This window comes from Actinoplanes sp. TBRC 11911 (assembly GCF_012933445.1).
Classification (GTDB): Bacteria; Actinomycetota; Actinomycetes; order Mycobacteriales; family Micromonosporaceae; genus Actinoplanes.
Genome location: NZ_JABBNC010000034.1, coordinates 52,686 through 77,805 on the forward strand (window position 1 = coordinate 52,686; position 25,120 = coordinate 77,805).

21 protein-coding genes are annotated in these 25,120 nt (G+C 70.9%); 9 read left to right on the forward strand and 12 right to left on the reverse strand.

Features of this window, described 5'->3' with window-relative positions; all coding sequences use genetic code 11:
* Positions 1 to 9: 9 nt before the first annotated feature.
* Positions 10 to 1,356 carry an MFS transporter gene (locus HH310_RS33730; RefSeq protein WP_169179774.1) on the forward strand — a complete coding sequence of 449 codons (1,347 nt, stop codon included), beginning with the start codon at positions 10 to 12 and terminating at the stop codon, positions 1,354 to 1,356.
* Here HH310_RS33730 and HH310_RS33735 read toward each other — a convergent pair.
* Both HH310_RS33735 and HH310_RS33740 read right to left on the reverse strand, forming a co-directional pair.
* Positions 1,340 to 2,491 (reverse strand): FAD-binding oxidoreductase, encoded by a 1,152-nt coding sequence (locus HH310_RS33735; RefSeq protein WP_169179775.1) that lies wholly within the window; start codon positions 2,489 to 2,491, stop codon positions 1,340 to 1,342. The two genes, HH310_RS33730 and HH310_RS33735, sit on opposite strands and share 17 nt — an antisense overlap.
* Positions 2,488 to 2,877 (reverse strand): Asp23/Gls24 family envelope stress response protein, encoded by a 390-nt coding sequence (locus tag HH310_RS33740; protein ID WP_169179776.1) that lies wholly within the window; start codon positions 2,875 to 2,877, stop codon positions 2,488 to 2,490. The genes HH310_RS33735 and HH310_RS33740 overlap by 4 nt, the downstream gene beginning before the upstream one ends.
* 354 nt (positions 2,878 to 3,231) lie before the next feature.
* Here HH310_RS33740 and HH310_RS33745 point away from each other — a divergent pair, with 354 nt between their 5' ends.
* Both HH310_RS33745 and sigJ read left to right on the forward strand, forming a co-directional pair.
* On the forward strand, positions 3,232 to 4,134 hold the full coding sequence (locus tag HH310_RS33745) for an AbfB domain-containing protein (protein ID WP_169179777.1): 903 nt from the start codon (positions 3,232 to 3,234) through the stop codon (positions 4,132 to 4,134).
* An 885-nt stretch (positions 4,135 to 5,019) separates the two neighbouring features.
* Entirely contained in the window at positions 5,020 to 5,865 is an 846-nt protein-coding gene (sigJ, locus tag HH310_RS33750) for an RNA polymerase sigma factor SigJ (protein WP_169179778.1), read from the forward strand.
* Here the strand turns inward: sigJ and HH310_RS33755 are convergent.
* From HH310_RS33755 to HH310_RS33765, 3 genes are all read right to left on the reverse strand, one after another.
* Entirely contained in the window at positions 5,862 to 6,305 is a 444-nt protein-coding gene (locus tag HH310_RS33755) for a prepilin-type N-terminal cleavage/methylation domain-containing protein (RefSeq protein ID WP_169179779.1), read from the reverse strand. The two genes, sigJ and HH310_RS33755, sit on opposite strands and share 4 nt — an antisense overlap.
* Positions 6,306 to 6,561: 256 nt before the next feature.
* Positions 6,562 to 7,521, reverse strand: coding sequence for an alpha/beta hydrolase (locus HH310_RS33760; protein ID WP_169179780.1), 960 nt, complete (start codon positions 7,519 to 7,521; stop codon positions 6,562 to 6,564).
* Positions 7,522 to 7,657: 136 nt separating this feature from the next.
* Positions 7,658 to 8,530 carry a TIGR03560 family F420-dependent LLM class oxidoreductase gene (locus HH310_RS33765; RefSeq protein ID WP_169179781.1) on the reverse strand — a complete coding sequence of 291 codons (873 nt, stop codon included), beginning with the start codon at positions 8,528 to 8,530 and terminating at the stop codon, positions 7,658 to 7,660.
* A gap of 34 nt (positions 8,531 to 8,564) precedes the next feature.
* Here HH310_RS33765 and HH310_RS33770 point away from each other — a divergent pair, with 34 nt between their 5' ends.
* The 3 genes from HH310_RS33770 (at position 8,565) to HH310_RS33780 (ending at position 11,263) form a co-directional block, all read left to right on the forward strand.
* Entirely contained in the window at positions 8,565 to 9,092 is a 528-nt protein-coding gene (locus HH310_RS33770; protein ID WP_169179782.1) for a hypothetical protein, read from the forward strand.
* A gap of 172 nt (positions 9,093 to 9,264) precedes the next feature.
* Positions 9,265 to 10,539: an NAD(P)/FAD-dependent oxidoreductase gene (locus HH310_RS33775; RefSeq protein ID WP_169179783.1), complete on the forward strand. Its 1,275-nt coding sequence runs from the start codon at positions 9,265 to 9,267 to the stop codon at positions 10,537 to 10,539.
* A gap of 274 nt (positions 10,540 to 10,813) precedes the next feature.
* Positions 10,814 to 11,263: a DUF6924 domain-containing protein gene (locus HH310_RS33780; protein ID WP_169179784.1), complete on the forward strand. Its 450-nt coding sequence runs from the start codon at positions 10,814 to 10,816 to the stop codon at positions 11,261 to 11,263.
* A 385-nt stretch (positions 11,264 to 11,648) separates the two neighbouring features.
* Here HH310_RS33780 and HH310_RS33785 read toward each other — a convergent pair whose 3' ends face one another.
* Together HH310_RS33785 and HH310_RS33790 are read right to left on the reverse strand one after the other, a co-directional pair.
* Positions 11,649 to 12,473, reverse strand: a complete 825-nt coding sequence (locus tag HH310_RS33785; protein ID WP_169179785.1) for an alpha/beta fold hydrolase — start codon at positions 12,471 to 12,473, stop codon at positions 11,649 to 11,651.
* 136 nt (positions 12,474 to 12,609) lie between these two features.
* Positions 12,610 to 13,563, reverse strand: a complete 954-nt coding sequence (locus tag HH310_RS33790) for an AraC family transcriptional regulator (protein ID WP_169179786.1) — start codon at positions 13,561 to 13,563, stop codon at positions 12,610 to 12,612.
* 329 nt (positions 13,564 to 13,892) lie between these two features.
* On the opposite strand from HH310_RS33790, the gene HH310_RS33795 reads away from it, so the two are divergent.
* Together HH310_RS33795 and HH310_RS33800 are read left to right on the forward strand one after the other, a co-directional pair.
* Positions 13,893 to 16,025 (forward strand): M14 family zinc carboxypeptidase, encoded by a 2,133-nt coding sequence (locus tag HH310_RS33795; RefSeq protein WP_169179787.1) that lies wholly within the window; start codon positions 13,893 to 13,895, stop codon positions 16,023 to 16,025.
* 145 nt (positions 16,026 to 16,170) lie between these two features.
* Complete coding sequence (locus HH310_RS33800) at positions 16,171 to 16,740, forward strand: NADPH-dependent FMN reductase (protein WP_169179788.1); 570 nt, start codon at positions 16,171 to 16,173, stop codon at positions 16,738 to 16,740.
* Here the strand turns inward: HH310_RS33800 and HH310_RS33805 are convergent.
* The 3 genes from HH310_RS33805 to HH310_RS44385 all read right to left on the reverse strand — a co-directional run bounded on the left by HH310_RS33805 (position 16,667) and on the right by HH310_RS44385 (position 20,374).
* Positions 16,667 to 18,163 carry a hypothetical protein gene (locus HH310_RS33805; RefSeq protein ID WP_169179789.1) on the reverse strand — a complete coding sequence of 499 codons (1,497 nt, stop codon included), beginning with the start codon at positions 18,161 to 18,163 and terminating at the stop codon, positions 16,667 to 16,669. The genes HH310_RS33800 and HH310_RS33805 overlap by 74 nt on opposite strands.
* A gap of 85 nt (positions 18,164 to 18,248) precedes the next feature.
* Complete coding sequence (locus HH310_RS33810; RefSeq protein ID WP_211192950.1) at positions 18,249 to 18,908, reverse strand: response regulator transcription factor; 660 nt, start codon at positions 18,906 to 18,908, stop codon at positions 18,249 to 18,251.
* Positions 18,908 to 20,374: a histidine kinase gene (locus HH310_RS44385; RefSeq protein WP_248294683.1), complete on the reverse strand. Its 1,467-nt coding sequence runs from the start codon at positions 20,372 to 20,374 to the stop codon at positions 18,908 to 18,910. The genes HH310_RS33810 and HH310_RS44385 overlap by 1 nt, the downstream gene beginning before the upstream one ends.
* A gap of 81 nt (positions 20,375 to 20,455) precedes the next feature.
* Here HH310_RS44385 and HH310_RS33825 point away from each other — a divergent pair, with 81 nt between their 5' ends.
* Complete coding sequence (locus HH310_RS33825; RefSeq protein ID WP_169179790.1) at positions 20,456 to 20,752, forward strand: hypothetical protein; 297 nt, start codon at positions 20,456 to 20,458, stop codon at positions 20,750 to 20,752.
* A gap of 1,476 nt (positions 20,753 to 22,228) precedes the next feature.
* Here the strand turns inward: HH310_RS33825 and HH310_RS33830 are convergent.
* On the reverse strand, positions 22,229 to 23,890 hold the full coding sequence (locus HH310_RS33830; protein ID WP_169179791.1) for an AMP-binding protein: 1,662 nt from the start codon (positions 23,888 to 23,890) through the stop codon (positions 22,229 to 22,231).
* Positions 23,887 to 25,098 (reverse strand): acyl-CoA dehydrogenase family protein, encoded by a 1,212-nt coding sequence (locus HH310_RS33835; RefSeq protein WP_169179792.1) that lies wholly within the window; start codon positions 25,096 to 25,098, stop codon positions 23,887 to 23,889. The genes HH310_RS33830 and HH310_RS33835 overlap by 4 nt, the downstream gene beginning before the upstream one ends.
* Positions 25,099 to 25,120: the final 22 nt, after the last annotated feature.

Genomic DNA, 25,120 nt, shown 5'->3' on the forward strand with positions numbered 1-25,120 from the left:
GATCTGAGGATGACCGGACCTTCACGGGGACTCGCGCTTCTCGTCGCGGGCGCCTTCTTCATGGAGATCCTGGACGCCACGGTCATCGCGCCCGCCGCCCCGCACATCGCCGCCGACTTCGGCGTTCCCGCGGTGGCCGTCAACGTCGCCATCACCGCGTACGTCCTGACCCTCGCCGTCCTCATCCCGATCAGCGGGTGGCTCACCGACCGGTTCGGCGCCCGCCGCATCTTCATGACCGCGCTTGTCGTGTTCACCGTCGCGTCGGCGGGCTGCGCGCTCGCCACCAGCCTGCCCGCGCTGGTCGGCACCCGGGTCCTGCAGGGTGTCGGCGGCGCGATGATGGTCCCGGTCGGCCGCCTGGTCGTGATCCGCACCACCGCCAAGACCGAGCTGGTCCGGGCGATCGCCTATCTGACCTGGCCGGCGCTGGTCGCGCCGCTCGTCGCTCCCGCGCTGGGTGGTTTCCTGAGCACGTACGCCTCCTGGCGCTGGATTTTCGTGCTCAACATCCCGCTCGGCCTCGCCGCGCTGCCGATCGCCCGTCGCCTGGTCCCGCCGGTGCGCGCCGACGAGCCGGCCAAGCTCGACTGGCGCGGCTTCCTGCTCACCGCCGCCGGGATGGCCGCCCTCGTCATCGGCCTCGAGGTGGCCGGGCTCGTGCTGGTGCCGGCCGCGGCCGCGATCACCGCAGCGATCCTCTATCTGCTGCGCACCCGCCGCCGCCCGCTGCTCGACCTGCGCATCGTCCGGGTCCGCACGTACCGGGTCACCGCGCTCGGCGGCTCGGTCTTCCGGGCCGTCATCACCGCGATCCCGTTCCTGCTGCCGCTGTTCTTCCAGCTCGGCTTCGGCTGGACCGCCGCCCAGGCCGGCCTCGTGGTGATCGCCCTGTTCGCCGGCAACGTCGGGATCAAACCGGCCACCACGCCGCTGATGCGCCGCTTCGGCATCCGCACGGTCATGCTCGGCTCGGTGACCGCCTCCGCGGCGTGCCTGCTGGCGATGGCGTTCCTGCAGGCCACGACGCCGCTGCCGGTGCTGCTGGCATTGCTCGCGTGCAGCGGGATCGTCCGGTCGACCGGCTTCACCACGTACAACACGATCGCCTTCGCGGACGTCCCGTCCGACCGGATGACCAGCGCGAACACCCTCATGTCGACGGTCCAGGAGGTGGGCAGCGGCCTGGGCGTCGCGGTGGGCGCGCTGCTGGTGCGCTTCGGCGAGTCGCTGACCGGCGGCGACGGCGGCTACCGGGTGGCGTTCGTGGCCCTCGCGGTGCTGCTGGTCGTTCCGGCGGTGGAGGCGATCACGCTCCCGCGTACGGCCGGGAATGTTCTCACCGGGCGAGGCTGAACGTCCGGACGAGCTCCGGCGTGCGCCCTTCGCTGATCCAGCCGGCGACGGCCTCGCCGGTCGCGGCGGCCATCATGATCCCGGTGGTGAAGTGCCCGCCCGCGAACCAGCCGTTGCTCACCTCCGGCAGGCGGTCCACGACCGGCTGACGACCTTCCACGTACGGGCGGAAGCAGCACCATCGATGCGAGATGCGCGCGCCCGCGGCCTTCGGCACCAGCGTGGCGAGCGCTTCGGCCATCGGGTCGGACACCTCCGGCCGTACGTCGGGAGTGTTGTCGCCCTCGTCGAAGCTCCCGCCGCAGAAGATCGTCCCGTCGCCGAGCGGGGTGCCGCCGCCGAGCGGTCCGGCGAGGACGCTGCCGAGCCGCCACGGGCCGGGCGCGACCGCCACCATGTGCCCCTTGACCCAGCGTTGCCGCGTCCGCCACGGCTCCGGCAGCAACCCGGTGGCCATCACCACCGCGCCCGGCGTGAAATCCCCGGCGGTGGTGCGCACGGTGATGATGCGATCGCCGGTGCGTTCCACCCCCAGCATCCGTACGCCGGTGACGACCGTTCCCGCTCTGGCCGCCAGGGCCGCGACGAGGCGTTGCGGGTTGACGCCGAGCTGACCGTCCACGAGGACGGCGGTGCCGCCCTCGGGCAGGCGCACGTCCGGCTCGAGCTCGCCCAGTTCGCCCTCGCCGATCGGCTGGAACTCCTCGGGCAGTGGGCGTGCCTCGATGTCGCCGGGCGCCTGCCGGGAGACCAGCGGCCCCTCGCCGGCGGGAAAGATGTTGAGCCAGCGCGTCGGCCACGTGCCGATCGCACCGCCCCATTCGGCGTCCCACTCTCGGTACAGCGCACGACTGCGCCGCCCGAACGCCACCATCTCCGGCGGGTCGGTGAGCAGGTGCATGTCCGGGGCGATGGCGCCACCGTTCGATCCGGACGCCCCGCTCGCCAGGCGCGCGGCCCCCTCGATCGTGACGACCTGTCCGAGCCCGGCCCGGCGGCACGCGGCCGCGACGGCGAGCCCGACGGCGCCGCCGCCCACGACGAGGACGTCCGGCGACCGGTTCAGGTCGTCCGGCTGTCCGGGCTGCAGTGCTTGGCGGGCGGCGTCGTCGAGACGGTCGTCCCAGAAGGTCACAGCGAGGGCGTGGCTTCCTGCGGCATCTCGATGTCGTCGACCTTGACGTTGACCCCGGTCACGGTCAGCCCGTACGCCGTGACGGCCTCGGTCACCTTGGCCTGCACCGCGCGCGCGACGTCGGCCACGATGCTGCCGGTCGCCATGACCACCACCACATCGATCTCGACGCTGGCGCCCTTCACGTGCGCCTGCACGCCGCGGGTGGCGTCGCCGACCTCGTCGAGACCGACGGCGTCGAGCACCTTGTTGAAGAACCGGGCCACGTCGCCGCCGAGGTCCACGACCCCGGGGACCTCGCGCGCCGCGGACGCCGAGATCTTCTCGACGACCTCGCGCTCGACACTGTTGACCCCGGCCCTGGCCGTCCCTGCATCGTCAGTCATGGTTCTCGCGTTTCCCTTCAGCCCCACCGGCGCGCACGAGCGTAGCAGCGATTTCTCCCACCGGTGATCACCGCCCGCGACGGAGATTCCACCCATATCGTGTCTGCCTTGGACAGTTGTGGACGTACCGATGATCTAGCGCGGGGCCGCGGGGCTCCCGGGTGTTTGCGCCTTCGCGGCGGATGACCGGGGATTGCTCCGGCGTGTGAGGCGCCCGGTGTTCGCCGCTTCGCGGGGCGGCCGAGTCGGCGAATGTGGGACTGGCCAGCCGGGCTTGCGAATGCGCGGGAACGCCGGAAGGATGCGGGTCCGGATCGACAACACCACAGTCGCCTCGCGGGAGCGAAACCTCTGATGCCCGAAGATGAGAACCGCGATGGTCTGCGCATCGGCGGCTGGGTTCCCCCCTATCGCGACGCCGCCCCTCATCCGATCGAGCCGGAGGCGCGCCGCGGCCGGCCCCGCCGGATGCCGGCCTTCATGCGCCGCCGCCAGCCCGCCCTGGCCGACGCACCGGGGTTGCCGCCTTTCGACGAGTCCGGGATGGATCCGACGCGGCGCAGCCGGCTCGTGCTCGCCGCCGCGGCCGGTGTCGTGGTCGCGGTGATCGTCGGGTTCGCGCTGGCCGGCATCCGGCAGGCGCCGCCACCGCAGACCCCCGGCAGCCTGGAGCAACCCCCGCCGCCGGCGCCGATCGCGGTCCCGTCGGCCGCCGTGTCGATCCTGCCGAAGCCGAGCCCGTCGCCCTCCCGCAAGCCGACCTCGAAACCGACACCGTCGAAGACGAAGCCGAAAACGACCGCACCTCCCAGAAAAACCGCACCGCCGCCCGGGGTCCTGGTCGCCGGCTCGACGATCGGCCTCGAGATCGCCGGCTACGGCGGCTACCGGGTCGAGCACGACGGCCCCGACGTCGACGTGGACCGCATCGACGCGGACGCCGACCCCGACGAGAAGGCGGCCGCCAGCTTCGTCGTACGCAAGGGCCTGGCTTCGCCGTCCTGCCTGTCGTTCGAGGCGCTCGACGCCCCCGGCCACTTCCTGCGGCACCGCGACTTCGAGCTGCGGCTGGACGAGCGTGACGGCTCGACGCTGTTCAACCAGGACGCCACCTTCTGCCCCCAGCCCAGCCGCGACGGCCCCGGCGTCCTGCTGCGCTCGGTGAACTATCCGGACAGGGCACTCTCGGTACGCCACGGCGAGATCCGCCTCGACGACGACAGCGCCACAACGTTCGAGCCAAGGCCACCCCTGTAAGACCAGCCCCCGCCGTACGCCTCCACCGGCCAGCACCCGCTCCCACCCGCAGACGCCGACAGCCCAGGGCTCCGCGCCGGTCGGGCCGGGGCCCCTATCACACGTTCGCCTACGCGGGGAGTCCCCGTGCGAGGCGGCGCCGCCGGGCCGGGCAGGTCCCAGCTCCCCACAGTGGCCGCCCCACTCGAGTGTGGGCAGTAGCGACGCCTGGGGGGCTGTGGCTCCCCACACCGCGGCCACCCGCACCCACGTGTGGGGAGTCGCGGTGGCTGGGAGGCCGTGGTTCCCCACACCGCGGCCACCCTCACCCACGTGTGGGGAGTCGCGACGGCTGGGAGGCCGTGGTTCCCCACACCGTGGCGAACCCACAGCGGGTGTGGGCACCCGTCACGGCCGGAACGTCCCAGCTCCCCACAGCCACGGCCCTCAGGTCCGCCACGCAAGGCCAACGCATCGCAGGGTGAGCGGCGAGAACCAGCTGAACAGTTCCACGATGCGACCTCCGCGTCCGGATAGTGGGACGGCCGCTGCCCGGTGCCGCCAGCACGTGCCCGCTGGCTCCGCGCCAGGGCTGTCCAAGTCCGCCTTATGCGGACAAACCAGTCACCGTTGTCCGCTTCGGTCAGCGAAACGGGCGGCGACGGCCGCCGCAGTCAGTCACGCGGCCGCCGTGACAGTGCGGCGACTTAGTGCCGCGTTGTGGAGCCCCGGCGCACTGACGGCGTCGCGGGGTCGACGTGATCGGCCGTCCTCTGGGAGCTTGGTGAGTGAACACCGCGGGCGGCGGGGCGGACACTTCGCGGCCCGGGAGGAGCCGGAGATCTTTCACCGACGAGATGGGCCTGACATCCCGTGACGCTGTCTCGTCGTAGGGGGGTGATACCGATGAGCGAACGGCAACGGCTGATCAACCTCGCGTACCGGCTCCTCGGGTCCGTCGCGGACGCCGAGGACGTCGTGCAGGAGACGTACGCCCGCTGGTACGCGATGACCCCGGACCAGCGCGACGCCATCGAGTCGCCGGCCGCCTGGGCGACGACCGTGGCCAGCCGGATCTGCCTGGACCTGCTGCGGTCGGCGCGGGTGCGGCGGGAGCGCTACGTCGGCTCGTGGCTTCCCGAGCCGGTGCCGGAGGACGCGCCGTCGGACGACCCGGCCGACCGGGTGACGCTCGACGAGTCGGTCAGCATGGCGTTTCTCGTGGTGCTGGACGAGATGACCTCCGCCGAGCGGGTCGCGTTCATCCTGCACGACGTGTTCCGGTACTCGTTCGCCGAGGTGGGGGAGATCGTTGGGCGTACGGCGGGAGCTTGCCGGCAGTTGGCGTCCTCCGGCCGGCGGCGGGTGCAGGAAGCGCGCGCACCCGAGACGCCGGGGCGGGATCGGGCCGAGATCGTGCGGGCGTTCAAGCGGGCCTGGGAAGCACGCGACATCGGCGCCCTCATCGGCGTGCTCGACCCACAGGTGAAGGCGGTGGCCGACGGCGGTGGGCTGGCCAGCGCCGTGCCCCTGGTCGAGGGCCGCGACGCGGTGGCCCGGCTGCTGGTGGAGCTGGCCGGGACCGGCGTGATGCCGACGTTGCAGGAGCGTACGGTCAGTGGCCAGCCCGGCCTGGTGATGGAACAGGACGGCGTGGTGGTGACGGTGATCGCCTTCGACGTGGCCGGCGACCGGATCAACCGCATCTGGACGGTCCGCAACCCGGACAAGCTCCGCGCGTGGACCCCCTAGGCGCAGGTGTCCAGCGACAGCGTCCCGGCCGCGGCCTTCACCGACCCGCCGCCGGTGCTGTCGTACAGATACCAGTTTCCGCTGCCGCCGCTGTTGCTCGCGCAGAGCAGGTAGCCCTGGCCGTTCTTCACGTAGCCGAGCTGGGTCTTGTCCGAGAGCGTGATCGTCTGCGTGGTCGGCCCGGTCAGCGACGCCGCCGTCAGCGTGATCGGGCTGCCGGTCGTGCTCTTGTTCGTGTCCGGCAGGGTGTTGCCGTTCGAGCCGTAGAACTGCTCCACCGCGCTCACCCCCGCGCGCACGTCTGACTGGGCCGATTTGTCCGCCGCACCCTTGCGGTAGTTGAGATACACCGGGACGGCGATCGCCACCAGCACCCCGATGATCACCACGACCACCAGCAGCTCGATCAGGGTGAAACCGTCGTCGTTCTTGGTGCGCACGTGTTCTCCTCCGCTCTCGTGGACGCGGAGATGATCGGCGCGGCGTAGCCGAACCTGAGTAAAACGGTTGCCGCGAGGTTGCGGGTGTAGGTTCGCGCTCGTCGCGACGTACCTGGGCGCCTCTGTCCCACCCGCTCGCCAAGCGGATCGGCGGCTGGCCCTCGGTCCTGGCCGTCTCCGCCCTGACCGCAGGCGTCTCGTACGCCCTGGCAGACCGCCAACCGCAGCGCTGACCCACCCGCACCGCGCGCCGGACTCAGCGCTGCAGCACCCGCACGAACCAATGCGTCCGCGCCTCATTCAACCGCGCCGTCAACTCCGCCTGCGGCGCGATCGTGTCCCACGTGTGATACCCCCCGGCCCACACGTGCAGCTCCGCATCCCCGCCGGCCGCCCACAGCCCGGAGGCGTACGCGATGTCCTCGTCCCGGAAAAGATCCGCGGACCCGCAGGCCACAAACGTAGGCGGTAGCCCCGACAGATCCGTCGCCCGCCCCGGCGCCGCGTAGATCGACACGTCCGAGGTCCCGCGCCGCTCACCCAGCAGCGCCGTCCACGAGGTCGCGTTGCTGCCGCGCGTCCACACCCCCACACCGTCGAACTGCTCAACCGAGACGCCCTGGTCACGATCGTCGAGCATCGGATAAAGCAGCATCTGCCCCTTCACCGCCGGCCCTTGGCGGTCGCGAGCCAGCAGCACCGTCCCCGCCGCGACCCCGCCACCGGCGCTCGAACCCAGCACCACCAGCCGATCCGGGTCGATGCCGAGATCGGCGGCGTTCGCGGAAGTCCAGACCAGGCCGGCATAGCTGTCCTCGACCGGGTACGGGTCCGGATACTCGGGGGCGAGGCGGTATTCCACCGTCACGCACACCGCGTCGAAGCCCTCGATCCAGTCGATGACCTGGCCGAGCCCGAGGAACCGGTCGCCGAACATCAGGCCCCCGGCGTGCAGGAAGTAGATGCCGGGTCCGCGCCCGGCGTGGTCGGTGCGCTGGATCACCGACACCTCGATCTCGTCACCGCGGTACCCGGGGATCGTCACCGTCCGGTGCGTCACCGGACGGTGGCCGATAATTCCGGCGATGGTGCCGCCGAGCGGGGGAGCCTGGCGCAGCATCGGGATCATGTCGCGGGTCACCACCGGCGGCGGCGCCATCGGAAGGGACTCGAGGACATCGCGGAGTTCCGCGTCGAACGGTGGTCTGACGGTCATGCGTCCATGCTCCCGACCGGGGACATCGTCGCTCCAGGCCCCGTTTCGGCTACATCGAGATGCGTAAAGGCATGTCCCCGGCCGCGGGTTCCAAGGACGCCGAAACTTCCGGCAAATCAGCACCGCGACCTGGCGCTCAGGCCCGGACGAGACCCAGGATCACGTCCATCGCCTTGAGCCGCTCCGCCCCGGTGCCGAGGAAGCCGTCCGGCACGATCAGCTCGTCCAGGCCGATGGCCCGGTACGCGGCGATCGTGGCGGCCAGCTTCTCCGGCGACCCGCCGATCACCGGCCGCGTGCCGGCGTCCGGGAGCGGGCCGTCCACCACGACCATCGCCTGCGCGGTCCGGGCGATCGTCTTCGGGTCGCGTCCGACGCGCGCGCAGAAATCGTCCAGCACGCCCGACTTGTGCGCGATCAGCTCCGGGTGGCCCCAGGCGTTCCAGGCGTCCGCGTACTCGGCGACGATGCCCAGCATCCGCTTCTCGCCGCTGCCGCCGATCAGCAGCGGCATCCGATCCTGCACCGGCTTGGGCTCGCACACCGCGTCCGCAACCTGGTAATACTCGCCGTCCACAGTAGTTCGCGGAGCACGCAACAATCCGCGTAAGATGCGTAACGCCTCGACGAAACGGTCCAGCCTCCGCTTGACCGAGGGCAGCTCCAGGCCGTATTGCTGATGTTCGTTGACCTGCCACCCGGCCCCGACACCCAGCGTGAACCGGCCGCCCGAGATGTGGTCGGTGGTCGCCGCCATGTTCGCCAGCACGGCCGGATGCCGATACGTGTTGCCGTACACCAGCGACCCGATGCGCACTCGCGGCACCACCGCGCTGAGCCCGGCGAGCAGCGCCCCGCATTCCAGCGTCGGCCGGGTGTCGTCGGCCGCGTTCGGCATGAAGTGATCGGCGATGTAGAGACCGTCCCAGCCGGTGTCCGCCGCGTGCCGGGCGGCCTCGAGGATGGAAGCATAGGGCTGCCCGAGTCCGGGCCAGATCGAAACGCGCATGGCCGATACCTTGCCACCGCGAGGTGAGAGGATCATGTACGTGCCGTACGGAGTGGTCCTGTTGCCGTCCCGCCAGACCCGCGCCCGCTTCGCCGCCTTCGCCGCGGCGGTCGCCGGCCCGTCCCCGGCGCACGTCCTGGGCTCGCGCGCTCCGGCGCACGTCTCGGTGGCCCACTTCGACGGCTCGCCCGCACAGGCCGCGTCCCTTTCCGCACGCGTGTCGGCCCGTACACTCCCGGTCAAAATCATCGGTCTCCTGTACGCCATCACCCCGCCGGGCGACTATTACTTCCCGGCCGGTGGCGTCTATTTCGGGCTGGAGGTGGTGCGCCGCCCGTCGCTGGACGCCCTGCACCGTGAGGTCCTCGGCTGGATCCGGGACGCCGGCGCGACCCCGCTCGGCCAGGTGGGCGACGACTTCCGTCCCCACGTGACGTTGGGCTTGGCCGAGTCCCCGGCGCTGCCTGCGTGGCCCGACATCCCCCGCGGCGAGTTCGACGCCACGCTGGCGTTCGGCGAGCTGGGCCCGTACGGCACGTTCCCCGGCCTGGCCGGCGCCTGACCATCCCGTCCCGACGCAGCGTCTGGCGCGTGGGGCGAGGCCGTGGTCACCGACCTCGGCACGCACCGAAAGATTGATCGTGCCGCGGATGAAGATCTTCGCTCGTGATCCGTTTGTCGAGGGCGAACGACGGTGACGGGCGCCGTCGATGCCGTGGCGAACGGAGTGAAGCATGGCGGGGTCAGGAACCGCGTACGTACTCGGCGGTTCCCTCGCCGGGCTACTCACGGCCGTGGTGCTGTCCGAGCGATTCGACCGCGTGGTGGTCCTGGAACGCGACCGGGTTCCCGACGGTGCCCGGGCTCGCCGCGGCGTCCCGCAGAGCCGGCATCTGCACGCCCTGCTGAGTCGTGGACTGACCACACTGGAGGAGCTTCTCCCCGGCTTCCTCGCGGAGATGGTGCGTGCCGGCGCGGCCACCGGCGACCTGATGGAAGATGTGCAGTGGTTCGTCGAGGGCAGGCCGGTCAGCCGCCGCCCCGCCGGGATCACCGGGCTGTCGGCCAGCCGGCCACTGCTCGAGTGGGTGGTGCGCCGCCGGATCACCGAGCGGCCAGGAATCGTTTTCGTGCCCGGCTGTGTCGTCGACGGCTTGATCACCACGCCGCACCGGCGACGGGTCGTGGGCGTACGGGCAAATGTCGCCGGAAAGGTCCGCGAGTGGACCGGTGCCGACCTGGTCGTCGACGCCACCGGACGGGCCACCTTATCGCCGCGATGGCTCGAGGAGATCGGGTGCTCGATCCCGGTCGAATCACAACAAATCCGTCTCGCGTACGCCTCCCGGCCGTATCGCCGGCATGGCCAGGACCTCGGCGGCCACCTCGGCACCGCCTCCTGGGCGTACCCGGGCCATCCCTACAGCGGGTTCGTGTTCGCTGAGGAGGGCGACCGCTGCATCCTGATGATGGCCGGCTACTCCGGAGCCCCGCTGGCCACCGATGACGCCGGGCTGCTGGAGGTTGCGAACCAACTGCCCACCGACGTCCTGTCGCGTCTCCTTCGCGGCGGCACACCACTTGGCCCCGCCGCTCTGATGCGGTTTCCTGCCGAACGTCGCTACCGCTTCGACCGCACCAGCCGGCTGCCCGCCGGTTTCCTCCCGATCGGAGACGCGATCTGCTCGTTCAACCCGTCGTACGGGCAGGGCATGACGGTGGCGGCGATGGAAGCGCGATTGTTGCGGGACCTGCTCGCGGGAGCCGGCGACGATCTGCCGCAACGGTTCCTGGCCGAGTCGGCCCCGATCATCGACGTGCCGTGGCAGCTGGCCACCGGCAACGACCGCAGGTTCGAGCCAGGCTACGACCCGGCCGCGGACCCGATGGCACCTCTTCGGGCCGGGGTGAGCCGGGACCGGGAGCTGGCGCTCGCCTTCCTGCGGGTTGCACAGCTCATCGATCCGCCGTCGCGGTTCGGCGATCCGGACATCCTGGCCCGCGTGTGAACGGTGTCGCTCACCGGGCCCGAGTCCTTGTGCCGCCACTCGTCCGGCGATAACCCGAACTCCCGGCGGAAGGCACGGTGAAACGTCCGTATCCCTGCTGGGATCCGTGCGCCCTGGACGGACTGGTGCGCTCCTTGATCAACCTGACCTGAGCCGCCGTTGCCGGAAGTACATCAGCTGACGCGGGATCCGACACTCCGGTGAACGCGGGCGCTGGTGCGGCGTTCCTAGCAGTATGAGGACCTTTCCCGAAGACTTCGAGGACCGCGGCCAATTGGTCACCGTCGTGGTTCGGACCGATTACTCGGACAATGTCGCCTGGCGGCGCGTCCGGGCTGCGCTCGACAATACGGGCCCCACGTTTGTGATAGAGGGACCGGAATGGGACGGCGCGACCGTCGACGAGGTGCTCGAGGCGTCCGCCCCGCACGCCGTCCTCGCGGTGGTTTTCATCGCCGACGCGCAGACCATGTCGTCGGCCGAATATCCACTTCTTGCGGTTGCCTCCATAACGCCCGACCACGACGACTATGAGGAGACGATCTGGAACGGCCGGGACTTCCGCACGCTGCCGCGCGCCTCGCATGAGATCCATCGGGGCCTCGAACTGCTCACCGACGCTTTCGCCAGCCTCGCGTCGGTCGCCCATTCTCATCCTGGCGTCGTCTTTCGCGGACGACAGTTCAGCGGTCGCGGGCCGGCCGGGGCCAAACCGTCCGCGTAGCCGGAGCGACGCAGGGAGAGCCCCGATCCTTCAGACGGATGACGATGATCACCGTGAGGTGGATGGCGAGCCGCGCACCTGGCGCGGCCGCGGCGGCCCGTCACCACGTGCTCGAGAAGCCCGGTGGGTCGCACCTCCGCCGGCCGCAGCGTGCCCCCTCGCCGGAATCCATTCCCTCGTCCTGAGGTGGGTCGTGGCGGCGAGCACTCTCGTCGGTCCCGGAGGCGGGCATGGCTTCCGAACGCCCGTCAGACTCGCTTTGATCCATGGTGGTCGACCCCTGTCGATCCGCGGCCGGACGGCGGCACCTCGGCCGAACCAAAATACGCACCGGCCCGTCGATGGTGACGGACCGGCGCGTTGGGGAGGAACAGTGCTGGAGGGGTCAGGACCGGAAGAACGCCAGGAGGTCGGCGTTGATGGTGGCGTGCTGGGTGGTCGGCATGCCGTGCGGGAAGCCCGGGTAGGTCTTCAGCGTCCCGTTCTGCAGAAGTTTGGCGGTCAGGGGCGCCGAGTCGGCGTACGGGACGATCTGGTCGTCGTCGCCGTGCATGACCAGCACCGGCACGGTGATCTTCCGGAGGTCCTCGGTGAAGTCGGTCTGGGAGAAGGCGACGATCCCCAGGTGGCCGGCGTTCGCGCCGCCCATCATGCCCTGACGCCACCAGTTGCGGATCAGCGCATCGGAGGGCTCGGCGCCCGGCCGGTTGAAGCCGTAGAAGGGGCCGGAGGCGATGTCGAGGTAGAACTGGCTGCGGTTGTTCGCGAGCTGGGTCTGAAAGTCGTCGAAGACGCTCTTCGGCTGGCCGCCCGGGTTGGCCTCGGTGCGCACCATCAGCGGCGGGATCGCCGACATGATCGCGGCCTTGGCGACGCGGGACTCGCCATGACGGCCGAGGTAGCGCACGACCTCGCCGCCGCCGGTGGAGTGTCCGACGTGGATGGCGTCGCGAAGGTCGAGGTGCTCGGTCACCGCGGCCAGGTCGTCGGCGTAGTGGTCCATGTCGTGCCCGTCGGCGACCTGCTCCGAGCGGCCATGGCCGCGGCGGTCGTGAGCGATGACACGGTAACCCTGCTCGCGGAAGAACAACATTTGGTTGTCCCAGTCGTCGGATGAGAGAGGCCATCCGTGGCTGAACACGACCGGCTGCCCCGTTCCCCAGTCCTTGTAGAAGATCTCGGTTCCGTCCTGGCTGGTGACTGTCGGCATCTTCGCTCCCTGCTCTAGCGCGTGTTCCCTTGAAGAGAAGCACCATCAAGCGGGCTGTGCGAAGACATTTCCTGCACGGCGGGTGGCAGTTCTTGCGTGATTTCGGCGGTCTCGCGGCGCCAACCCGGCGGTCGGGCTATCCGACCACGCCAGGCTGGCGCCGTGGTGGTTCCGGAGCCTTGCCGTGGTGCCGCCAGCTGTCGGGTGTCGTCCCGAATTCCTGCTGGAACGCGCGGTGGAACGTGCGCACGTTGGGGAAGCCGGTCATCGCGGCGACTCGCCTGATGGAAAGGCGGAGGGACGTGGGGTCGGCGAGAAGGTCTCGCGCTGCTCGGAGTCGCCGCGTACGGATGTAGACGCCCGGTGTCATGTCGGCGAGTTCGAACAGGTGATAGACCTGACGCACCGAGATGTGGTGCGCCCGCGCGAGGTCCTCCACGGTGAGCGGCCCGGCTAAATGATCCCGCACGTACGCCTGCAGCATCTCCAGAAGAACCGGATCCGAACCGTCCGGGCCGGCGGGCTCGGTGCCGCGGAGCGCCATGTTGAGCAGGGCGATCGCGGCATGCCCGGCGTCGGCGCGCTGCAGTGGGGTGAGGCCGGCCGCGCAGCTGTCGAGCTGATCGAGGTAGCGCGCGAACAGCGTCATCGCCGGTGCGCCCGAGTCGAGTCCGGGGCCGGTCTCACGGATGTCCCGTGTCCGCGGCGGCAGCAAGTCGCGCGAAAACTTGATGAGCTGACTTCGGCTGTTTCCCCGAGTCTCGAGTTCCCACTCGTCACGTGCCTGGTAAAGAACCGCGTCCCCGACGGTCAGCCACGCGGCCTTTCCATTCTGGCGAACGCGGAAATCGCCATTCAGACCCACCGAGAGGAGCATCATCTCGCTTCCGGTGGATTGGGCGGCGAGACGCGCCGTGCGTACCGAGCGGAACGAACCCGTGGTCGACAGCCGCATGAGCCCGACCGAGTCGCTGAGGTCTTGCTCGGTCATCTGGACGGTGCTGCCCTCCCCGACAAACGGGATGACGGGGATGAAGCAGTCACGGGAGAGCTGGTCGAGCTCACCGTCGGAGAGAAGGCCACTTGGCACGATTATCGAGGGTAGTCGGCACGTCACGTTCCGACGAGTGACCCGACCCACTCCGCGGCCGCTGTTCGCCAAGCCGCGATGAAGAGGTAGCCGGGGCGTACTGGGCTTCGTCCCGCCGAGGACGACCATTGGCCGCCGTCGCGCTCGGCAACGCGGGTCTGGACCGGGTGCCGCCGTCTTCCTACGTCCGTCGACCCCGCAGACCGGCCTTGACCTGCAAATGTCGGACGACGCCACGGACTGATCCACTGTAAACCGATCGACTGGTTGACATGTGTCGATCGGAGCGATGGGGTGATCAACGACCCTTTCCGCCTCCAGGAGGTTGAATGTCACCCCGAATCCGATGGGCGGCCACCGCCGCCGCTCTCACCCTGGCGGTCGCGTTCGTCCCACCCGCGGCGAACGCGACCCCCGCGAAGCAGGCCAAGCAGGCCACCGCGAAGGCCGTCGACATCACGCTGGGCTCCGGCGAATACGCCCTGATCCGTTTCCGGATGCCGAACGAGGCCACCCTGCAGAAGCTGGTGGCCGACGGCGCCGACCTGGCCGCCCGCCCCCGCCTCGACGGCAGCACCGTGCTCGCCGACCTGGTCGTCGACGACGTCCAGTTCGCCCAGATGAAGCAGTCCGGCGCGGTGCCGGTGCAGCTCATCGAGCGCCAGTCGCAGGCCGCGGCCCGCGTCCCGGCGTCGGCCAAGAAGAGCGCGAACGCGCTGAGCGCCAAGGCCCTCGCCGTCAACACCGACACGCTGAACTTCCTGCAGGCGTACTGGTGGACCAGCAAGGGCAAGACCTTCCTGCAGACGCAGGTCACCACCACGGCGACCGACGACCCGGACGTCGAGATCACCGTCACCTGGAAGCTGGCCGACGGCACCACCGGCTCGTACCAGCTGATGCGGTTCGAGGACTCCGGCGAGTACCAGTACCACTGGGCGCTGCCGCAGGCGCTGCCCGCCAAGCCGGTGTCGGTGACCGCGACCTCCAGCCTGGGCGGCGTGTCCCGGCCGAAGACCCCGTCCGCGTGGCCCGGTGCCACCCCGCCGGCCAACCCGGCCGGCTACCAGAAGGACTTCATCTCGGCGTACATGACGCCGACCGACATCCAGGCCCGGATCAAGCGGCTCAAGAAGCAGTACCCGAGCCTGGTCGACGTCATCGACCTGCCGAACAAGACCCAGGGCTACCGGCGCAACGCCGTGGCGTACGTGGGTGATCCGGCGGTGGCCGCCGTGGTGGTCGAGTCGGTGAAGTTCGGCGACCAGAACATGAACGGTGTGCAGGTCACGACCGTCGACCCGGGCAAGAAGAACAAGACGCTGTCGGCGACGTACAAGGACCGCGTCCTGTCGATCTCCCTGGCCACCGACGCCACCGGCGCGATCCTCAGCACCACCGACGACGTCGCCGCCTTCGTCTCGGCGAAGTTCCCGCAGACGTTCGACGCGTTCGTCGAGTCCGGCTCGGCCGGCCTGAAGATGCCGGTCGTCGCTCCGGTACGCCTCGACGACGGGCTCAAGGGCACCGAGGTGTCGCAGAAGCCGTGGACCGTGCAGGCGCTGCGCATCGGCAAGGTCCGCGACGGCTCGAAGATCGGCGTGCTCGCGTACTCCCAGGAGCACGCGCGTGAGTGGGCGACCCCGCTGGTCACCCTGGAGTTCGCGGAGCGGATGCTGGCCAACTACGCCACCGACCCGGCCACCAAGCAGATGGTCGACAACACCGACATCTTCGTGATCCCGGTGGTCAACCCGGACGGCGCGAACTACTCGTTCAACGACTTCAACTTCCAGCGCAAGAACATGGTCAACCACTGCGTCGGCACCAGCCGCGACCCCCGTAACAAGGACTCGTGGGGTGTCGACGTGAACCGCAACTACACGGTCGGCTCGTTCTTCGACGGGTACGTGGGCGGCAGCGCGAACTGCCTGTCCGGCACGTACTCCGGCACCTCGGAGCTGTCCGAGGCGGAGAGCAGCAACGTCATCGCGCTCGCGAAGGCCCACTCGAACATCGAGTTCGCGATGAACGTGCACTCCTACGGCGGCTACTTCATGTGGCCGCCCGGCTCGTACAAGGCGGACGGCCGCATCACGCTGCCGCGCCCGGACATCGACGAGTCGAAGTTCTACCTGGATAGCGCCCGCCGCATCGTCGGTGCCATCGCGTCCGAGCGGGGCACGGTGACCTGGCCGGCCTACACCGGACCGGTCGCCGACGTGCTGTACTCGGCCGCCGGTAACTCGGCCGACCAGCTGTACTACGAGCTGGGCATCGACGCGTGGGACTTCGAGGTCGGCAACGACATCTACAACGACGCCACCGGAGAGTGGGAGGGCGTCGGGTTCCAGCCGCCGTACGACGAGGCGCACTCCGAGTCCCAGGAGTACGCGAGCGGGCTCGTCGAGCTCGTCCGCGTCGCCGCCGACAAGCAGGCGCAGCAGGACAGCGAGCAGTAACGCGAGAGCTCCGGCGGGGACCGAGTCCCCGCCGGAGCCTTTCTTGTCAGCTAATTGACGACCACGCCGTTGTGACATTGGCGCCGCGGCCGGCGTCTCCTAGCGTCCGTTCTTGACGAAGCAAATCGCCAAGAACGGAGCCCCGATGACCACCATCGGAATCATCCTGGGCAGCACCCGCCCGGGCCGCGTCGGCGTCCAGGTCGGCGCGTGGGTCCACGAGATCGCCTCGCGCCGCGCCGACGCCGAGTTCGAGCTGATCGACCTGCTCGACCACGACCTGCCGCACATGGACGAACCGATCCCGCCGGCCATGGACCAGTACAGCCAGCCGCACACCCTGGCGTGGGCCGAGAAGATCGCCCCCTTCGACGGTTTCATCATCGTCACCCCCGAGTACAACCACATGCCGCCCGGCGGTCTGACCGACGCGCTCGACTACCTCAACAAGGAGTGGAACAACAAGGCGGTCGGCTTCGTCAGCTACGGCGTCTGGGGCGGCTCCAACGCGGTCGGCCACCTGCGCTCGCTGGTCGGCCAGCTGCAGCTGGCCGACGTGAAGGCGCAGCTCACGCTGTACCTGGATAAAGACTTCGAGAACTTCAGCGTCTTCCAGCCCACGCCCCGGCACGAGCGCGACCTTACGACCGTCCTGGAACAGACGGTGACCTGGAGCAACGCTCTTGCCCCCCTGCGGCAGCCGGTTCTGGCTTGACCGGTGGGCCGCCCGCCGTCCGGCGCCACCCCACGGCGCCGGACGGCCTGGCCCGCCACGCGATCGCCACCGTGACCGCGGCGAGCACCCCCAGAAAGATCCGGTCCTCGACAGTCTCCGCGTTGACGACCAGCCCGAACACCGTGTGCCCCGCCACCGCACCCAGGCAGGCGCCCAGCAGATGCGACGGCGTCCAGCTCCACCGCCGCAGCGTCATCGCGGTCGTCACGACGACCGCGGCGGCCACCGCCATCGGCAGCAGCGCCCACGCCCCGTGCGTGAAGGACGGCTGCGTGGCCCCGCCGAACGGCCAGATCAGCCCCAGGAACAGGAGGGTGGCGAGCCCGGTGATCAGCCCGATCGCGGCCGGCGGACGGCCGTTCTGGCGGGTCGGCGCTGGCACCCGCAGCCGGATCCCGACCACCGCGACGACCAGCGTCACCAGCCCGATCACCACGATCGCGGCCACCGGCATCTGATAGCCGGGATCCTCACTCGGCGGCACCAGCACCCGCAGCAGCCCCGCCCCGAGCAAGGCGACGATCCCCGTCGTGACCAGCCCACCCCTTCGCACGTACGCCCGTTCCCCGTGCCCCGCGAACATCAGCTCGACGAGCAGCACCGGCACCGCGACGCTGAACACCGCGTGATAGACCAGATTCACTTCCGTGTACGCCGTGTTCAGGCCGAACAACCGCGGTGCCCAGTCCGCCGCCCCGTACAGACGCGGGCTTGTCAGGCTTTGCAGGGCAAGACCTTCCTCCACCAGCCCGTACGCCACCCCGAGCACCAGCAGGTTGACCACGCTGCCGCCGGTCCGCCGCACGACCTCCCGGATGAGCAGGGTCCCCGCCCCGTAGATCGGCACGAAGAACACCACGATCCAGGCCTGCCGCAGCGGCACGTTCCCGAGGCTGACCTCGGCGATGACCGGGCTGAGCACGACCAGCGTCCAGGCCGCGCGCCGGTTGCGGGGCCGGGCGTCCGGCACGCTCGCGGCCAGCTCGCCGCGCACGGACCGCCGGTTGACCGCGATCGCGAGCGTGGCGAGGGCCACCATCTGAACCCCTTGCACGATGCGCAGCCAGCCCGGGTACTCGCCGCTGACCAGCAGCCAGCCGACCGCGAGCAGCCCGACCACGGAGACGATGCGGACCCGGCGGCAGGCGCGGCGGCCGCCCTCCCGGAGCCGCCGGGCGACTCCGATGTAGAGGATCGCGACCACGAACGTGGGGATGGGCCGCGTCCACAGTGTCCGCTCCAGCGCGCCCGGGTCGGCGCCGGGCCGGTGGGCGAGCTGGTAGGAGAGGATGTCGTGCCGGAAGACCAGGGTGAGCGCCGCGACGAGCAAGCTCATCCCGACGGACACGAACAGCAGCATCACCACGAGCCGCAGAGCGGGCCGCCTCGCCGTTTCAGTCATGCCTTTGACGCTAGAAACGCGGGGGCGCCGGCACCTCCGGCCGCGGAACGGTCCGCCCCCTCCTCCTTGAGGAGGAGAGCGGCCGTCAGGAGGCGCGGGGCCGGACCAGGCCGAGGTCGTAGGCGAGGACGACCGCCTGGACACGATCGCGGACGCCCAGCTTGCGCAGAACCGCCGAGACGTGCGTCTTGATCGTCGTCTCGCCCACCACGAGCTGGGCGGCTATCTCCGCGTTCGAGGCGCCGCGGGCCATCAGGGTCAGCACCTCGCGCTCACGGTCCGTCAGCGACGAGAGCATCCCGGCGGCCGCCGGCGGCGTCAGGTCGGTGGTGACGAAGCGGTCCAGCAGCCGCCTCGTCACCGACGGCGCGAGCAGGGCGTCGCCGCGCGCCACGACGCGGACGGCCTGGACCAGGTCGGCCGGGCGCACGTCCTTGAGCAGGAAGCCGCTGGCGCCCGCCCGCAACGCCGCGTACAAGGGCTCATCCAGGTCGTACGTGGTCAGCACAATCACCTTGGGCGCGCCCGGCTCGGCGGTCAGCCGCGCGGTGGCGGCCAGCCCGTCGGTGCCGGGCATGCGGACATCCATCAGCACCACGTCGGGCCGGGTCTGCGCGGCCAGCCGGAGCGCATGCTCACCGTCCGACGCCTCACCCACCACGGCCATGTCCGCACGCGCCTCGATGATCATGCGGAAGCCGGCCCGCACCAGGGCCTGGTCATCGGCGATCAGCACCTTGATCATCAGATCTCCTTCCAGGGCAGCCGCGCCGAGACCACGAACCCGCCGCCCACCGCCGGCCTCGCCGTCAGCGTTCCGCCGAGCAGCTTGGCCCGCTCCCGCATCCCGGCAATGCCCCGCCCCTCGCCCGCGCCGTTCCCGGCGCCCCCTCGTCCGCGCCCGCCAGCTCCGGCGCCGACCCGCCCGGCGCTGCCCGCGCCCGTTCCGCCTGCGGGGTTGGTCTGTGGGGTGGTGGTGGCGTTCGGTCCGCCTGCGGGGTTGGTCTGTGGGGTGGTGGTGGCGTTCGGTCCGCCTGCGGGGTTGGTCTGTGGGGTGCTGGCGGCATTCGGTCCGCCTGCGGTGCCGGTCCGTGGGGTGCTGCTCGCGCCCGATCCGTCCGCGGTGCTGCTCGCGCCCGATCCGTCCGCGGTGCTGCCCGCGCCCGATCCGTCCGCGGTGCTGCTCGCGCCCGATCCGCCTGCGGTGCTGCCCGCGCTCTGCCCGCCCGCGGCATCTGTCCGCGCGGCGCTGCCCGCATCCGGCCCGCCCCCGGGGCCGGAGCGGCCGTTGCCGGCGGTGCCGTCGTCGCGGACCTCGACGAGCAGCTCGCCCGGCGCCACCCGCACCAGCACGTCGGCGCCCGATGCCGCGGCGTGGCGCAGCGTGTTGGTCAGCGACTCCTGCACGATCCGGTACGCCGAGAGCTGCACCGACGCCGGCACCTCGCCGACGCCCTCGCGCCGCAGCCGCACCGGCAGCCCGGCGTCGGCCATCGTGGTCACCAGCGCGTCCAGGCCGGCGAGCGACGGCTGCGGCTGCAGCTCGATCTCGTCCGGGTCGCTCACGCTGCGCAGGAACAGCCGCAGCTCCGCCAGCGCCGACCGGCCCGCCTCCTCGGCCCCGCGCACCGCCTGCCGGGCCCGCGCCGGGTCGATCTCGAAGACATCGTCGGCCGCGGCCGTCTGCACCACCATCAGCGACACCGTGTGCGACAGGACGTCGTGCAGCTCGCGTGCTATGCGGGCGCGTTCCTCCAGGACCGCCCGGCGCCGCTCGGCCTCCCGGCGCGCCCCCGCCGCCCGGCCCAGCGCACCCCAGCTCCAGGCGAGCAGGCACGCGGCCAGCCACACGGCGGCCAGGTCCCACCGCTCCCGCAGCGCGGCCGGCCCGGACGCCAGCACGATCCCGGCCGCCAGCCCGGCCAGCGACTCGCGGGCCGGCCGCAACCAGGCGTAACTGCACAGCACCACGAACAGCATCCCCGGCCCGATCGCCGGCGCGACGAACTGCAGCGCGGTGCTGGTGAGCATGACGAGCAGGGTGGCGGCCCGCGGGCGTACCGGAAGGAACCAAGCGGCGACCGCCTGGGCGACCACCAGCGCAACGGCCGCGGCAAGCGGCGAGCCCAGCCACAACGCCGGCGCACCCGTCGCGACGGCCACGACCACCAGGGCGAGCCGCCACGGCCGGGGCAGCGGGCTCTCGTCCATGACGCGGACTCTACCGGCGGCTCAATCCGGCCGCCGATCGACCGAACTGTGGGTGAGGCCGCTGATTCGAGGAGTGTTCACATGCGCCGCACCAGCATCATCGTCCCCCTCGCCGCACTCGCCCTGGCCGCCGGCTGCAACGGCGGCTCGGCACAGTCGGAAACCTTTCACAACGGCACCTTCGTCGTCGGCACCGACATCCGCGAGGGCGACTACGTGACCGAGGGCGCGACCGACAGCAAGTGCACGATCGAGGTCACCCCGAAGGAGGGCAGCGGCTTCCAGAAGACCGCCGACAAGGGTGAGCAGAAGAAGGTCACCCTCGAGGCCGGCGAGGAGGTCGTGACGGCCGGCTGCGAGGAGTTCAAGCGGCAGTAGGTAGCGACGTTCCAGCTCCGCCCGGTGCGCGCGTTCGAAGGCTACCGGAGTGGACGGCCGGCCGCGGGCCGGGCAAAACGGCTGTTCGCGGCGGGTCGTCACCGCCGAACAACGCGCGGCGTAACGAGTGGGTGGGTCCGGCGGCGACCAGCCGCAGGACATTCACTCGGCCGCCCAGGACGCCAGGCAAAACGGCGGGCTGCGGCGCTGGGCAAAACGGCGGGCTGCGGCGCTGGGCAAAACGGCCGGCGGCGGCGCCCGGCAAACGGCCGTCACCGCCCACGAACGGGTCCGCCACTGTGCTGCTGGCCACCCGCCGAAGCCTGGTGAGGCGGGTCGCACGGGAGCGGCGGTGGCCCTGGCGAGGCCGCCCCGGGGGCTCCTCGGACGGCCGCCGCGGAAGGCACCGGGATCGGCCCGCCGTGGCGGAAGGCGCCGGGATCGGGCCGCCGTGGCGGAAGGCGCCGGGATCGGCCCGCCGCCGTGCCGCGATCTTGGTGCCCGGCCGCGGAACGACCTGGGCGCCGGATCGCTTTCTGTCACCGCCGCGTCAAAGAGCGGGCTGCGTACACGGAGACGTGGACGGCGCCCGGGCTTCGCCGGCACGATGTCGAGCGGGTGCTTCGCCTGCGCGGACGCTGGCTCACAATGTGAGACCCGGCGTCCGTTGTGTGGGACCGGTGACCACATCCTGGCTGCGTGTCCGCGATGTGGGATCTATGTCCACAGTAGAGGTCCATTCCTCCTCCCATGCGGCTTTTGTTCCCGCGTATTCCGCGGCGTTTCGTAGACCTTGGAGATTTATGGCTCGCATATGGGCGTAGGTCTCCAAGGTCGCCGGAAAGTCCACGATGTGGTCGTGATCGCCACGTAGTGGGATCGATGGCGGGGCGGTCGGCCACCGCGGGACCTGTTCGGGTGCTTTTTGGCGGCCTCGGCGGCAGATGTCGGTTGCGGGTTGCCGAGACCCGGCGCGGCGGCATCGGGATCTCCCGCGGCCCGGCTGGGGAGTGCTGGGTCGGCATTGGCCTGGGTCGGCATTGGCCTGGGTCGGGAGTGGCCTGGGTCGGGAGTGGCCTTGGCCCGGCTTGGGAGGGCCTGGCTTGGGAACGGCCTAGGTCGGGAGTGGCCTGGCATGGGAGCGCCCTGGCTTGGAAGTGGCCTTGTCCCGGCTGGGGAGCGGCCTTGGCCCGGCTGGGGAGTGGCCTTGGCCCGGCTGGGGAGTGGCCTTGGCCCGGCTGGGGAGCGGCCCTGGCCTGGCTCGGGAGTGGCCCGGTTTGGGAGGGGCCTGGCTCCGGAGCGGCTCGGCTCGGGAACGGCCAGGACGCCGTGGCCACGATGCCCCAGGCCCAACCGTGCGCGGCCCATCAACCGGCCGTGCGTTTGAACGTGAAGGTGACCGACTCTGCCGAGACAGCGGGTTCGGCGGGCGAATCTCCACGCTCATGTCCATGGCCCGCGGGTGGGGGAGGAACGTCACCCGGGCAGGTCGCGTTTGAGGATTTTGCCGGTGGCGTTGCGGGGGAGTGACGGCACGAAGATGATGTCGCGCGGGACGCAGTAGCGGGCCCGGTGCTGCCGCACGTGCTCGCGCACCTCGTCGCGGTCTAGCGCGAAACCGGGGTTCAGCGCGATGTACGCGGCGAGCCGCTGCCCGTATTGCGGATCGGCGACACCGACCACCGCCACCTCCCGCACCGCGGGCAGAGCCGCGAGGAGGTCTTCCACCTCGGACGGGAAGATGTTCTCGCCGCCGGAGACGATCATGTCGTCGGAGCGGCCGGCGACGAAGACCAGGCCGTCGTCGTCGATGTAGCCGAGGTCGCCGGTGCCGAGCAGGCCGCCTTCGAGCGCGGCCGCCGCGCCGTTCGTGTATCCCTCGAACAGCATCTCGTTGCCGACGAACAGGTGCCCGGTCGTGCCCGGCGGCACCGCGCGGCCGGAGTCGTCCAGCACGGCCATCGCCGTTCCGCGCGGTGGGCGCCCGGCGGTCTGCGGTGCGAGCCGCAGCTCGGCGGGCGTGGCGATCGCGGCCCAGGACGCCTCGGTTGACCCGTACAGGTTGTAGAGCACGTCACCGAACCGGTCCATGAACCGGGTCGCCAGTCCGCCGGGCAGCGCCGACCCGCTGACCGCGACCACCGACAGCCGCGGTAGTGTTCCAGGCACCTCGAGGATCTGCTGCAGCATCACCGGAACCGCGATCAGCGCCGTGCAGTCCGCGGCCGCCGCGAGGCACGTGGCCGGCTCGAACCGTCGTCGCAGCACGATCGTCGCCCGCAGCGCGAGCGCGATCTGCAGACCGGCGAACCCCCACGTGTGGAACAGCGGCGCCGCGATCATCACCCGCGCCCCGGCGTGCAGCGGGATCCGGTCGATGATCGAGCACAGTGGACCGAATCCGGTCGGCGTCGGCCGCCGCGCCCCTTTCGGCAGGCCGGTCGTACCTGAGGTCAGCACGATCGTGCGCCCGGGCCGGGCTGGCGGTTCCAGGTCGCCGCCGCCACGGCGGTGTGCCGTCGGTTCCACGCCCCCGCCGTGGTGCCGGGCCGACGGTTCGAGGTCGCCCGCGCCGCCGCGCCGGGCGGGCGGTTCCAGGTCGGCGCCGCGGCGCCGGGCGGGCGGTTCGCGATCGCCGCCGCGCCGGGCCGTCGGTTCCATGTCGTCGGCGGAGGACGCCACCAGCATCGCCTCCAACCGCGCCGCCGGCAGATCGCCGGGGAACTCGTCGTCGCAGATGATCATGCGGAGGTGCTGGTCGGCGGCGATCCCAATGATCTGCTCGGCGGACAGCCCGGTGTTGATCAGCACGGGGTCCGCGCCGGTCTGCGCCACCCCGGCGATCGTCTCGATCATCGCGGCCGAGTTGCGCCGCAGGATCCCCACCCGATCACCCGGGCCCACCGGCAGGGCGCGGGCGATGCGCACCGAGCGTTCCAGCAGTTCCCGGTACGTCACCGACCGCTCGTCGTCGACCACGGCGATCCGGTCCGGGTCTCGGGCCGCGGCCTGGCGTAGCTCGCCGGCCAGCCCGAAGCCCCACCGCCGCAACGCCCCGAACTGCCGCAGCACCCGCACCGGCGGGCCGGGCCGCAGCAGCCCGCGCCGGGCCATCGTCGCCGCGACGAACGCCATCATCGGATCTGCATGCCGGAGACGGCCCGGGAGATCACCAGCCGCTGGATCTCCGACGTGCCCTCGAAGATGGTGTAGATCTTCGCGTCCCGGTACATGCGTTCCACCGGATGGTCGCGCAGGTAGCCGGCGCCGCCGAGGATCTGCACCGCCTTCTCGGTGACGGCCACGGCCACCTCACCGGCCTTCAGCTTGGACATCGAGCCCTCGCCGGCCAGGAACGGCTTGTCGTTGCGGCCCATCCACGCGGCCCGCCACACCAGCAGCCGGGCCGCGTCGATCTCGGTGCGCATGTCAGCCAGCGCGAACGCGATCGCCTGGTTCTCGATGATCGGCCGGCCGAACTGGACCCGGGTCTTGGCGTAGTCCAGCGAATACTCGTAGGCGGCGCGCGCGATGCCCAAAGCCTGCGCCCCGACCGCGGGCCGGGACAGTTCGAACGTACGCATCGCGGCCTGCTTGGACGCCCGCTGCCCCGAGCGGGCGCGCGCTAATCGTTCGTCCAGCGCGTCCTTGCCGCCGAGCAGGCAACGGCCGGGGACGCGTACGGAATCGAGAAAGACGTCGGCCGTGTGCGAGGCACGCAGGCCGAGTTTGCGGAGTTTTTTCATGCCGGTCAGGCCGGCGGTGCCGGGCGGCACGATGAACGCGGCCTGCCCGCGCGTGCCCAGGGCGGGATCCACCGAGGCGGTCACGACGTGCACGTTCGCGATGCCGCCGTTGGTCGCGAACGCCTTCTGCCCGCTGATCTCCCACTCGTCGGACGCTTCGTGATAAATCGCCCGGGTCCGCATCGCGCCCACATCGGATCCGGCCTCCGGCTCGGTCGAGCAGAACGCCCCCACCTTCGGGTCGCCGGCGTCGCCGAAGCACTGCGGCACCCACTCGACGAGCTGGTCCGGCGTGCCCGAGCCGTAGATCGCGGCGACCGCCAGGGCCGTGCCGCTCAACGCCATCCCGATGCCGCCGTCGCCCCAGAACAGCTCCTCGTTGGCGATCGGCATCGACAGCCCGGTCGGATCGGACCAGGTGGTGACCAGGAACTCGAAGCCGTACAGCCCGATCTTCGCCGCCTCCTGCAACACCGGCCAGGGCGTCTGCTCGCGTTCGTCCCACTCGGCGGCGGCGGGCCGCACCACGGACGAGGCGAAGCCGTGCACCCAGTCGCGCAGCTCGGTCTGTTCCTCGTTGAGGTCGAGCCAGAACTCCATGCGGGCCTCCGTACCGATCGAT